The 11,333-nt window shown below is 72.5% G+C and carries 8 protein-coding genes; 4 read left to right on the top strand and 4 right to left on the bottom strand.

What is annotated here, in order from left to right; all coding sequences use genetic code 11:
• Nucleotides 1-174: 174 nt before the first annotated feature.
• Complete coding sequence (locus tag CBZ_RS15010; protein ID WP_130782317.1) at nucleotides 175-1,269, bottom strand: glycosyltransferase family 4 protein; 1,095 nt, start codon at nucleotides 1,267-1,269, stop codon at nucleotides 175-177.
• Between the two features lie 155 nt (nucleotides 1,270-1,424).
• Here CBZ_RS15010 and CBZ_RS15005 point away from each other — a divergent pair, with 155 nt between their 5' ends.
• The 4 genes from CBZ_RS15005 (at nucleotide 1,425) to CBZ_RS14990 (ending at nucleotide 7,021) form a co-directional block, all read left to right on the top strand.
• A complete protein-coding gene (locus CBZ_RS15005) occupies nucleotides 1,425-2,345 on the top strand; it encodes a class I SAM-dependent methyltransferase (RefSeq protein ID WP_130782316.1) in 921 nt (306 codons plus the stop codon).
• Between the two features lie 130 nt (nucleotides 2,346-2,475).
• The gene (locus CBZ_RS15000) at nucleotides 2,476-3,318 is read left to right on the top strand and encodes an ABC transporter permease (protein ID WP_130782315.1); all 843 of its coding nucleotides are present in this window, start codon (nucleotides 2,476-2,478) and stop codon (nucleotides 3,316-3,318) included.
• Complete coding sequence (locus CBZ_RS14995; protein ID WP_218022786.1) at nucleotides 3,315-4,520, top strand: ABC transporter ATP-binding protein; 1,206 nt, start codon at nucleotides 3,315-3,317, stop codon at nucleotides 4,518-4,520. Before CBZ_RS15000 ends, CBZ_RS14995 begins: the two co-directional genes overlap by 4 nt.
• The gene (locus CBZ_RS14990; protein ID WP_130782314.1) at nucleotides 4,517-7,021 is read left to right on the top strand and encodes a glycosyltransferase; all 2,505 of its coding nucleotides are present in this window, start codon (nucleotides 4,517-4,519) and stop codon (nucleotides 7,019-7,021) included. The genes CBZ_RS14995 and CBZ_RS14990 overlap by 4 nt, the downstream gene beginning before the upstream one ends.
• A 107-nt stretch (nucleotides 7,022-7,128) precedes the next feature.
• On the opposite strand, the gene CBZ_RS21375 is transcribed toward CBZ_RS14990, so the two are convergent.
• From CBZ_RS21375 to lhgD, 3 genes are all read right to left on the bottom strand, one after another.
• Nucleotides 7,129-9,486 (bottom strand): LasA N-terminal domain-containing protein, encoded by a 2,358-nt coding sequence (locus tag CBZ_RS21375; RefSeq protein WP_174768683.1) that lies wholly within the window; start codon nucleotides 9,484-9,486, stop codon nucleotides 7,129-7,131.
• Nucleotides 9,486-10,046: a hypothetical protein gene (locus CBZ_RS14980; protein WP_130782313.1), complete on the bottom strand. Its 561-nt coding sequence runs from the start codon at nucleotides 10,044-10,046 to the stop codon at nucleotides 9,486-9,488. The genes CBZ_RS21375 and CBZ_RS14980 overlap by 1 nt, the downstream gene beginning before the upstream one ends.
• Before the next feature lie 89 nt (nucleotides 10,047-10,135).
• Nucleotides 10,136-11,326 carry an L-2-hydroxyglutarate dehydrogenase gene (gene lhgD / locus CBZ_RS14975; RefSeq protein ID WP_130782312.1) on the bottom strand — a complete coding sequence of 397 codons (1,191 nt, stop codon included), beginning with the start codon at nucleotides 11,324-11,326 and terminating at the stop codon, nucleotides 10,136-10,138.
• Nucleotides 11,327-11,333 lie beyond the last annotated feature (7 nt).

Raw genomic sequence — 11,333 nt, 5'->3', positions numbered from 1 at the left:
CGCGCGAGCCGTTGTCGACGACGACCACGGACATCGTCACGTCGTCGAGCCGCTGGGCCCGCAGCCCGTCGAGGCACGCGCGCACCAGGTGGGCGGCGTCGTAGGTCACGGTGACGACGGTGACGTCCGGGCCGTCGACGTCCGGGTCCGGCGCGGCCGGACCGGTGCCTGCGCTCACGACCGCTCCGTCCGGTACGCGGCCAGCGTCGCCGCGGCGCACGCGTCCCAGGTGAACCGTCCGGCCCACGTCCGCCGCGCGGCGTCCGCCGCGGTCGTGCGGTCGAGCCCGGCCAGGCGGACGAGCCCGCCGGCGAGGGCGTCGACGTCGTCCGGGGCGGCGAAGACCGAGTCGGGCGCGGCCACCTCGTGCAGGACGGGCAGGTCGGAGGCGAGCACGGGGACGCCGGTCGCCGCGGCCTCGACGACCGGCAGCCCGAAGCCCTCGTCGAGGGACGGCAGGACGAGCCCGCGCGCGCCGCCGACGAGCCGGTGCAGGTCCTCGTCCGTGAGCCAGCCCGTGAGGTGGACGTCCGGCCCGACCCCCTCCGGCGTCGCGCGTCCGGCCGGGCCGGCGAGCACGAGAGCGGGCACGGACGGGTCCGCGAGCCGCGCCTGCCGGTGCGCCGCGAGGAGCCGGCCCAGGTTCTTGCGCGGGTCGAGCGAGCCGACGAAGACGAGGTACTCGGCGGGCAGGTCCCGCTCCTGGAGCCACGCCGGCGTCGCGGGCGACGCGTCGAACCAGGCGGCGTCGACCCCGAGCGGCGTCGGCACGACGGCGTCGGCGGGCAGGTCGTAGCGGGCGCGCACGGCCTCCGCGACGGTCTGCGACGGCGTGAGGACCGTCGCCCCGCGGGCCACCGCACGGGCGACGAGCCTCTCGTAGGCGAGCGTGGCCGCGTCGACGGTCTCGGGGTGCTCGACGTACGTGAGGTCGTGCACCGTCACGACCTCGCGGGCACGCCGCGTCGGCGGGGAGACGAAGTTCGTGCCGTGGAAGACGTCGGTCGGGCCCACCAGCGTCTCGACGACGGGCAGGTCGCCCCGCGTCCACAGCTCGCGCACGAGCCGCGCGGGCACGCGCCGTCCCACGGGGCGGACCCCGGCGGGCAGGTCGCTCAGCCCGGCGCCGCGCCACGTCCACGTGGACGCCCGCAGGTCGAGCCCGTCGGGCCCGCTGCGCCGGGCCAGCGCCGCGAGCAGCTGCTCGACGTACCGCCCGATGCCGGTCCGTCGGCCGAGAAGAGGCGTAGCGTCGAGCGTGATGCGCACCGCGCGATGCTCTCACGGATGGCGCAGCGCACGACGGTGGCGACCGCGCCCGCTTGTGCTCCCGGCCGCCCACGCCTCATCCTGTTCGCGCGGGTCTGGGGGTCCCGCCCCGCGCGAGTCCATCGGGCGGCCACCTCCACCCTGGGAAGGCGGACATGCCAACGTACGACGCCGACTTCGACGCCGAGTCGGACAACAACTCCCACAGCCTGATGGTGCGTCTCGTCGGACCCGACAAGCGGGTGCTCGACGTGGGCTGCGCGACCGGCTACCTCGGCGAGGCGCTGATCGCGCGCGGCTGCCGGGTCAGCGGGGTCGAGATCGACGCCGAGGCCGCGGGCCGCGCGGCGAAGCTGTTCGACGAGGTGCTCGTCGCGGACCTGGTCGACGTCGACCTGGTCGCCCACTTCGGGGCCGGGTCGTTCGACGTCGTGGTCCTCGGTGACGTGCTCGAGCACATGGTCGACCCCGACCGGCTGCTGCGGCACGTGGTGGGCCTGCTCGCGCCGGGCGGCTCAGTGGTCATCTCGACGCCGAACGTCACGCACGGCAGCCTGCGCCTCGCGCTGCTGCAGGGCCGCTGGCGCTACACCGACCTCGGCCTGCTCGACCGGACCCACGTGCGGTTCTTCGACAGGCGCGGGCTGCTCGCGCTCATCGAGGGCGCCGGCCTCGTCGCGACCGACGTGCGTCCCACGACGGCGGACCCGCTGGGCGTCGAGGTGGACGTCGACTGGCCCGCCCTGCCGCCGGGCGTGATCGACTGGGTGCGCGAGCAGCCGGACGGGCAGACCTACCAGTTCGTCGTGCGGGCGGTGCGTGCCGACGCCGACGGCGACCTGCAGACCATGCGCACGCGGCTGGAGGAGCTCGAGGGCGAGCTCCGGGAGGCCCGGGAGCAGTCCGCGCAGGCGCAGGCGCGTGCGGAGCGTGCCGCGCGGGACCTCGAGGCCGCGCAGCACCGGGCGGGCGACGCCGAGCAGCAGCTGCACGCCGTGCAGTCCACGGTGACGTGGCGCACGCTCGCCGCGCCGCGCCGCGTGTACGGGCTGATGAAGGGTGGGCGGCGGCGATAGGTCCCGATCGTCCCGTCATCGGGACCGGGCGAGTCACCTACTATCGACCCATGCCCCATCCTCCGACCGTCGTCGTGCGCGCGTGCGCCCGGCGTGGTGACGCAGGCCAGGAAGAGGTCGTGACCACCGCATGATCGCCGACCTCACCAACGTCCGCACGCGCGAGCTGCTCGCCAACCTCACCTTGCGCGAGGTGAAGGGCCGGTACAAGCGCACCGCGCTCGGCAACCTCTGGTCGCTCATCAACCCCATCGCGACGATGCTCATCTACACCGTCGTCTTCGGGTACTTCATGCGCGTCGAGATCGAGCCGTCGCGGACCGGCCTGCACGTCTTCGCGCTGTGGCTCATGTGCGCGCTCGTGCCGTGGAGCTTCTTCGCGGCGTCGCTGCAGACGGGTCTCGGCTCGATCGTCGCGAACTCGAACCTCGTGAAGAAGGTGTTCTTCCCCCGCGAGGTGCTGGTCGCGTCGTCGGTGTTCGCGCTCGACGTCACGACCGCGATCGAGCTCGGCGTCCTCATGGTCGCGCTCATGCTGTTCGGGCAGATGGTGCTCCCGTGGCTGCCGATGGTGCTCGTGCTGCTGGCGCTGCTCACGGCCATGGCGCTCGGCTTCGCGCTCATGCTCGCGGTCGCGAACGTGTACTTCCGCGACACCGAGCACTTCGTCGCGATCCTGCTGCAGATCTGGATGTACGCGACGCCGATCATCTACCCGTTCTCGTACGTGGTCCGCGCGCAGGAGTCGCTCAACGCGTGGCTCGCGCAGTGGGACCTGTCGTTCCCCCTCACGACGCTGTGGGAGCTCAACCCGATGCTGCACTTCACGCAGGCGTTCCGCTCCGTGCTCTACGAGGAGACCATGCCGTCGACCGTCGACATGCTCTGGTGCGGCGGCTCCGCGGTCGTCGTGCTCGTCGTCGGGTGGTTCGTGTTCAAGAAGTTCGAGCCCCGCATGGCGGAGGAGCTGTGAGCACCGCGATCGAGGTCGTCGACGTCTCCAAGCGCTTCCGGATGTACAAGGAGCGCAACCAGTCCCTCAAGGCGTCGCTCATGCGCGGCCGGCGGGCCAAGTACGACGAGTTCTGGGCGCTGCGCGACGTCGGCTTCGAGATCCCCGAGGGGTCCACGTACGGCCTCATCGGCGAGAACGGCTCCGGCAAGTCGACGCTGCTCAAGTGCCTCGCCCGGATCCTCGTGCCCGACACGGGCAGCGTCCGCGTGAACGGCTCGATCGCCGCACTGCTCGAGCTCGGGTCGGGCTTCCACCCGGAGCTCACCGGCCGCGAGAACGTCTACCTCAACGGGTCGATCCTCGGTCTCGGCAAGAAGGAGATCGAGTCGCGGTTCGACGAGATCGTCGACTTCGCCGGCATCGAGCAGTTCATCGACCAGCCCGTCAAGAACTACTCGTCGGGCATGTACGTCCGACTCGGGTTCTCGGTGGCGATCAACGTCGACCCCGACATCCTGCTCGTCGACGAGGTCCTCGCCGTCGGCGACGCGGCTTTCCAGGCGAAGTGCATGGAGAAGTTCGCGGACTTCCGCGCCGCGGGCAAGACGGTCGTCCTCGTGAGCCACGCCATGGGCACGATGCGCACGATGTGCGACCACGTCGCGTGGCTCGACCACGGCAAGCTCGTCGGCGCCGGTCCCGCGACCGAGCTCGTCGACGACTACATCGACAAGACGCACGCCGACCGGCCCGTCGAGGAGTCGGGCCACGAGTCGGGGCGGCACGGCTCGGGCGAGATCACCGTCGAGCGCGTCGAGCTGCTCGACGGCACCGACGAGGCCGTCTCGTCGTTCCGCACCGGCGAGGCGCTGACGATCCGCGTCCACTACCGTGCGCACGAGACCGTCGAGCGACCGGTGTTCGGCCTGGCCGTCGAGACCATCGAGGGCACCTACGTCTGGGCGTACCACACCCGTGACGGCGGCATGGACATCCCGAGCGTCGCCGGCGACGGCTTCATCGACTGCACGGTTCCCCGGCTCCCGCTGCAGCCGGGCACCTTCGACGTGACGGCCTCGGCCGTCGACTGGACCACCCAGCACACGTACGACCTGCGTCGGCACCTCAGCCGGTTCGACGTGGAGGCGGGTGAGCCGCGGGAGTCCGGCGGCATCGTGGCGATGGGGGCGACGTGGTCGCCGATCAAGGGAGACGCATGAAGCAGGACCGTTCGCAGCCGACCGTCCGTCCGGGGGTCGTGTCGATCGTCCTCGTGAACTACAAGGGAGCGGACGACACGATCGTCGCGCTCCGCTCGTTCGACGACGTCGACTGGCCGCGCGAGCAGCTCGAGCTCGTCGTCGTCGACAACGACTCCGGTGACGGCAGCGTCGAGAAGATCCGGGCGGCCGTGCCGCACGCGGTCGTCATCCAGGCGGGCTCCAACACGGGCTTCGCGGGCGGCTGCAACGCGGGCGTCAAGGCCGCGACCGGCGAGTACGTGGGCTTCCTCAACAACGACGCCCGGCCCGGCACCGGCTGGATCCGTGCCGCGGTGGAGACGCTCGCGGGCGACCCGACGATCGGCGCCGTCGCCAGCAAGGTCCTCGACTGGGAGGGCGAGAACATCGACTACGTCGACGGCTCGCTCACCTGGTACGGCATGGGCTACAAGCGTGAGGTCGAGCGCCCCGACACGGGGGAGTGGGACGTCGCGAAGGACGTGCTGTTCGGCACGGGCGCCGCGATGTTCATGCCGACCGAGCTGTACCGCGAGGTCGGCGGGTTCGACGAGCGCTTCTTCATGTTCTACGAGGACGTCGACCTCGGCTGGCGGCTCAACCTGCTCGGCTACCGGTTCCGGTACGTGCCCGAGTCGGTCGCGTACCACAAGCACCACGTGACGATGAAGAAGTTCGGCAACTTCCGCGAGAGCTACCTGCTCGAGCGCAACGCGCTGATGTCGATGTACAAGAACCTCGACGACGAGTCGCTGGCCCGGGCGCTGCCCGCCGCGATGGCGCTCGCGGTGCGCCGGTCGTTCGCGCGCGCCGACGTCGACACCTCGTCGCTCGACCTGCAGCGCTCGCCCGGCAACGACGACGTCGGCACGCTCGAGCTGCCGAAGATGAGCCTCACCGGCCCGTACGCGATCGACTACTTCGTCGACCAGCTCGAGACACTCGCCGCGAGCCGTCGCGCCCTGCAGTCGCGCCGCCGCCGCACCGACCGGGAGCTGCTGCCGCTGTTCCGCGAGGCCATGGAGCCCGCGTACGCGATCGACAGCTACCTCGAGGCGCACCGCGTGCTCGTCGAGGCGTTCGGCGTCACGAGCCACTTCCGGTCGCGGCAGCGGATCCTCGTCGTCACGGGGGAGCCGCTCAAGGCCCGCATGGCCGGTCCGGCGATCCGCGCGTGGGAGATCGCGCGCGCGCTGGCGCCCGACCACGAGGTCCGGCTCGCGTCGACCTCGGGCGCGTCCGTCGAGAACGACGCGTTCGCCGTCGAGTACGTGCACGGCAAGTCGCTCGTGGACGCGACCGAGTGGGCCGACGTCATCATCTTCCAGGGCTTCCTGCTGGAGGCCGCGCCGTGGCTGAAGACCAGCACGAAGATCGTGGTCGCCGACATCTACGACCCGATGCACCTCGAGCAGCTCGAGCAGGCCCGTGACCTCGGCCCCGGCGGCCGCGCCATGGCGGTCCGGGAGACGACGCGCGCGCTGAACGAGCAGATCGCCCGCGCCGACCTCATGCTCTGCGCGTCCGAGAAGCAGCGCGACTTCTGGCTCGGCCAGCTCGCCGGCCAGGGCCGCATCAACCCGGCCGTGTACGACGAGGACGAGACGCTCGACTCGCTGCTGACCGTCGTCCCGTTCGGCATCGCCGACGAGCCGCCCGTGCAGAAGCGTCACGGCATCAAGGGCACGATCGACGGCATCGGCCCGGACGACAAGGTCATCCTCTGGGGCGGCGGGATCTACAACTGGTTCGACCCGCTGACGCTGATCCGTGCGGTCGACCGGCTGCGTGTCGCCCACCCCGAGGTCCGCCTGTTCTTCCTCGGCACCAAGCACCCGAACCCCGGGGTGCCGGACATGCGCATCGCGTGGGACTCGCGCCAGCTCGCGGACGAGCTCGGCCTCACGGGCAAGCACGTCTTCTTCAACGACAGCTGGGTGCCGTACGAGGAGCGGGCCGACTACCTGCTCGACGCCGACGTCGGCGTCTCGACGCACTTCCACCACATCGAGACGGCGTTCAGCTTCCGGACCCGGATCCTCGACTACCTGTGGTGCACGCTGCCGATCGTCGCGACGGGCGGGGACACGTTCGGCGAGCTCATCCGCGACCGCGGCCTGGGCCGCGCCGTCGAGCCCGAGGACATCGACGGTCTCGTCGACGCCCTCGAGGAGATGCTCTACGACGAGGAGGCGATCGCCGAGGCGCGCTCGCGCGTCCGGGAGTTCTCGGAGGCGTACCGCTGGTCGCGCGTGCTCGGCCCGCTCGTCGAGTTCTGCCGCTCCCCGCGGCGTGCCGCCGACCTCGCGCTGTCGACCGTCGGTGCGCCCGCGCACGACGCGCTGCGGCTCCCCCCGCCCCCGCCGATCTCGATCGGCGGGGACCTGCGGCTGTTCAAGCAGTACCTGGAGGCCGGCGGCGTCCGCGAGGTCGCGCGCCGCGCGTCGGGCCGCATCCGACGGGTCACGCGCCGCGGCTAGGCCCCGCGCCCGCCGGCAGCACCTCAGCACGAAGGCCCCCGGCCGAGCGACGATCCGCTCGGCCGGGGGCCTTCGTGCTGCGTGGCGGCGGGCGACGCCGCCCGACGTCAGGGGGCCGTGAAGGCGCGGCACCCCAGGAGCGTGTTGTCGCCCGCTCCGGAGGTGATGCCGTAGACGCACACCGAGTGCGCACCCGACGTGATCGGGCGGGTGTGCGCGTACCCGTGACGGTCGCCGTTGCCGTAGACCGCGGCGACGTCGGGGCGGGACAGGTCGGCCCAGATCGCGGCGCCGACCCCGTCGATGTAGAGGTGCGCCTGGTTGGGCTCGGTCGTGTCGGGGTCCATCGTCCAGCCGGAGACCGTGACCTGGCCGGCGTCGACGGTGACGGAGTCGATCACGCCGATCGGCGCCTGGTCCGCGACCGTGAAGCTGCGGCAGCCGAGCAGCGTGTTGTCGCCGCCGTTCGCGCTGATGCCGTAGACGCAGACCGAGTGCGCTCCCGGGCCGAGGTTCCGCGCGTGCGAGAACCCGTGGCTGTCGGTGCGACCCGGCGAGGGCTGGTCGGCCCAGATCGCCGCGCCGACGCCGTCGATGTAGACGTGCGCCTGGATGCGGTCGGCCGAGTCGGGGTCGAGCGTCCAGCCGGACACGGTCACGCCGCTGCTGGTCACCGCGACGTTAGTGATCGCGCCGACGGGCGGTGCGTCCGCGACGGTGAACGACCGGCAGCCGAGGACCGCGTTGTCGCCCGGACCCGTGTTGATGCTGTACACGCAGACCGAGTGCGGGCCGGGGCCGAGGTTCCGCGTGTGCGAGTAGCCGTGGCGGTCGCCGCGCCCGTACGCCGCGTTCACGTCGGGACGGGACTGGTCCGCCCAGAGCGCGACGCCGACGCCGTCGATGTAGATGTGCACCTGGTTCGGGTCGGTCGTGTCGGGGTCGAGCGCCCAGCCGGAGATCGTCACGCCGGTCGCCGTCGCGGTGACCGCGTCGATCACGCCGATCGGGACGGAGTCCGCGACGTTGACGGTGCGGCAGTCGATCAGCGTGTTGGCGCCGGCCGCGGTGTTGATCCCGAACACGCACACCGAGTGCGCACCGGGCGACAGCGCCCGGGTGTGGGAGAAGCCGTGCCGGTCGCCGCGACCGTAGGCCGCCGCGATGTCGGGCCGGGACTGGTCGGCCTGCACCGCGACGCCGACGCCGTCGATGTAGATGTGCGCCTGGTTGGACTCCCACGTGTCGGGGTCGAGCGTCCAGCCCGTGATGGTGACGCCCGAGGTCGTCGTCGTGACCGACGTGATCCCGCCGATCGGCGCGCTGTCGGGCACGACGACCGTGCGGCAGTCGAGCAGCGAGTTCTCGCCCGGTCCGACGCTGATGCCGAACGTGCACAGGCTGTGCGCGCCGGGGGTGGCCGCGAGGAACTGCGAGAAGCCGTGCTTGTCGCCCCGGCCGTAGGCGGCCGCGACGTCGGGCCGCGACTGGTTCGCCACGACCGCCGTGCCCGCGCCGTCGAGGTAGAGGTGCACCTGGTTCGACTCGGACGTGTCGGGGTCGAGCGACCAGCCGGACACCTGGATCCCCGTCGTGGAGCCCGTGTTGGTGCCGGTCGCCGCGTCGACGACGCCGATGGGCGGCAGGCCGTTGGGGAAGCCGAACCAGTCCGCGTAGTACGAGTAGAAGTTGCGGTTCCCGTACGACGAGCACGCGTCACCCGTGCCGTAGCCGGCGGCGAGGGCCGCGGCGTTCGGCTGGTAGGGCGTGTAGTTGTAGAGGCTCGCGGTCGCCTGGTTCTGGATGAGGACCGGGCTGGAGCCGCACGACGCGTTGGGGTGGAACCGCACCTGGTTGACGACGCCCGCCCGGTGCGCGTACCGCGTCGGGTTGAGGGCGTAGTTCTTCAGCTGCCACGACGCCTGGTAGACCTGGTTGAAGAAGCCGTAGTAGCGGGTGTCGCACGCCGCGGTGTCGGGGCAGCCGAAGCCCATCGCGATGCGGTAGCGGCCCTGCGTCAGACCGTTGCGGGTGGCCGTGACGAGCCCCTGCTCCTTCTGCAGCATGACGAGCAGCACGCGCGGGCTGATCCCGCAGGACACGGCGACCTTCGTGATGATCTGCGCGACCGACTCGTTGCCCGTGCCGTTGTACGGCTGCGTGCAGCGGTCGTCCGCGGCCCGCGACGGGGTGTCGAACCGGGCGTCCTTGAGGCACAGGGAGCCGTCGTCGCCCGGTCGGCAGGCCTGGCCGCGCGCGTCGAGGAACGCCTGGACGTCGGCCGCGGACATGGCGGACGAGTTGGTGAAGTTGGCGTCGCTGATGATGAGGCCGGGGTTGAACCCGGAGAGGTCGGCCGCCTGGGCGGGCAGCGCGCCGCCGGCGAGCACGGTGCCGAGCAGGACCAGGAGCGCGGTGGCGCGGCCGAGCACGGAGGAGAGCCGAGGGCGTCGGCGCTGGGTCATCAGGGCACCTCGATGGGGGAGACGGTCGCCGTTCCGATCGACCGGGCGGAGCGGTAGGTGAGCGTTCCGGTCCAGGTCCCGCCGCGCAGCGAGGAGGCGGGGACGGAGAGGAGCTCGCACGCGGTCGTGGTCGCGTCGGCGTTGGTCGCCGCGGTCGCCGTCGCGGTCGCCCCCGACGGTCCGGTCAGCGCGAGCTCGCAGGTGCCGCCGGTCTCGACGGTCGCGGCGTACCCGCCGACCTCGATCGCGGACGTGAGGGTGCTCCACCCGGCGAACGTCACGACGACGTCGACGGTCGTGGCACCCGGTGCGGGCGCCGTCGCGTCCGGCGCTGGTGCGACGGTGGCCGCGGGCTCGGTCGGTGCCGGCGGCGCGACCGTCGGCGACGCGGTGGTCGCGCTCGGGGTGGCGCTCGGCGACGCCGTCGCGGTCCCCGTCGACGACGAGGGCGAGGCAGACGGGGTGCCCGGTCCGGTGCACGCCGCCAGCAGCAGGGCGGGCAGGAGCACGAGGGACGCCGTCGCCCGCGCGCGCGGGCGGGCAGCAGAAGGACTGGGCACGCACGTGACGCTAGCGGCGCGGCGCGGGTTCGTCGCCGACCTCGACGCGTGTCGCCTGGTCACCGCCCGTCGGCCGTCGTGATTGTCCGCTATCGGGCCATCACGGCGTCGAGCTCGTCGACCACGTAGCGCGCGATCTCCAGCGACGCGGTCGCCGCGGGCGAGGGTGCGTTGAGCACGTGCACCTGCCGGTCGGTCCGCTCGACGAGGAAGTCGTCGACGAGCGTGCCGTCGCGGCGCAGCGCCTGCGCCCGGACCCCGGCGGGCGCGGGCACGAGGTCCTGGCGGCGCACGGCCGGGACGAGCTCGGCGAGGCTCGCCGCGAACAGGCGGCGGGAGAACGACCGCGCGACCTCGCGGGCGCCGGGCACGAGGTTGCGGGCCCCCAGGCGCCACAGCCCGGGCCACCGCAGGCTCTCGGCGAGCTCGCCGGGCACGACGGCGGAGCGCGTGTACCCCTCGCGTGCGAGGGCCAGGACCGCGTTGGGGCCGGCGTGCACGCCGCCGCCGACGGACCGCGTGAGGTGCACGCCGAGGAACGGGAAGCGCGGGTCGGGCACGGGGTAGATCAGCCCCTGCACGAGGTGCTCGCGCTCGGGCACGAGCTCGAAGTACTCGCCGCGGAACGGCACGATGCGCACGTCCACGTCGAGGCCCGACGCGCGCGCGAGCGTGTCGGAGTAGAGGCCGGCGCACGCGACGAGCCCGTCGACGACGACCGTGCCCGCGTCGGTCTCGACGTGCACGGAGCCCTGCACGGTGCGCGACGACAGCACGCGTGTGCCGAGCCGCACCTCCCCGCCGTGCTCCCTGACGATCTCGGCGAGCCGGCGGCACACCGCCGGGTAGTCGATGATCCCCGTCGAGCCGACGTGCAGCGCGGCGACCGCCGCCACGTGGGGCTCGTGCTCGCGCGCCTGCTCGGGGGACAGGACCTGCGCGTCGATGCCGTTCGCCTCGGCGCGCGCGGCCAGCTTCTGCAGCTGGGGGGTCTGGTCGGGCCGGGTCGCGACGATGAGCTTGCCCGTGCGCTCGGCGGGGATCCCGTGGTCCGCGGCGAACCGCAGGATCGACTCCGCTCCGGCGCGGCTCATGAGCGCCTTGTGGCTGCCGGGCGCGTAGTAGATGCCGGAGTGCACGACGCCCGAGTTGCGGCCCGTCTGGTGGCTCGCGAGCGACGTCTCCTTGTCGAGGACGACGACCTCGTCACCCCGCTCGGCGAGCCGTGCGGCCGTCGCCAGCCCCACGATGCCGCTCCCGACCACTGCGATCCGCGCCACGTCACGC

This window comes from Cellulomonas biazotea, assembly GCF_004306155.1.
Classification (GTDB): Bacteria; Actinomycetota; Actinomycetes; order Actinomycetales; family Cellulomonadaceae; genus Cellulomonas; species Cellulomonas biazotea.
The sequence above is the reverse complement of the archived record's forward strand: the minus strand, read 5'-3'. Positions and strand labels throughout refer to the sequence as shown.